Below are 473 nucleotides of genomic sequence, written 5' to 3'. Positions count from 1 at the left end.
TGAATGACGCAGTTTTGCACAATCGTGCGTTCATAGACCGCATTCACGGCCTCAGGCAGGCCGGTGAGCCCATCACAGACCAGGTAGAAGATATCAGCGGTGCCACGGTTCTTCAGCTCGGTCAGGATCTGTAGCCAGAATTTGGCTGATTCGCCTGCCCCTTCAGGGCCTGCCCAGATTCCTAACACATCCCTAGCGCCTTCGACGTTGACTCCCATAGCCACGTAGAAGGGGCGGTTGCTTACCTGCCCTTCGCGGACTTTCAGGTAGATTGCATCGATAAACACAGCCAGGTAGACCGTTTCTAGGGGCCTGGCGGCCCATTCATTCATCTGGTCAAGGACCGTTGCGGTGATACGGCTGATGGTGTCTTTACTGATGCTGGCCCCATAGATTTGCTCGAAGTGGGCTGCGATGTCACCGTAGGTGAGTCCTTTGGCGGCCAGGGAGAGGATGATTTCATCGACGTTTTT

The 473-nt window shown here is 55.2% G+C and carries 1 protein-coding gene; it reads right to left on the bottom strand.

Annotation, left to right across the window (positions count from 1 at the left end; translation table 11 throughout):
- On the bottom strand, nt 1-473 hold a 473-nt coding region (locus L7A20_RS11855), incomplete at both ends, for an IS256 family transposase (RefSeq protein ID WP_237223684.1).

It is taken from the genome of Rothia nasimurium (assembly GCF_928381415.1).
Classification (GTDB): Bacteria; Actinomycetota; Actinomycetes; order Actinomycetales; family Micrococcaceae; genus Rothia; species Rothia nasimurium_H.
The sequence above is the reverse complement of the archived record's forward strand: the minus strand, read 5'-3'. Positions and strand labels throughout refer to the sequence as shown.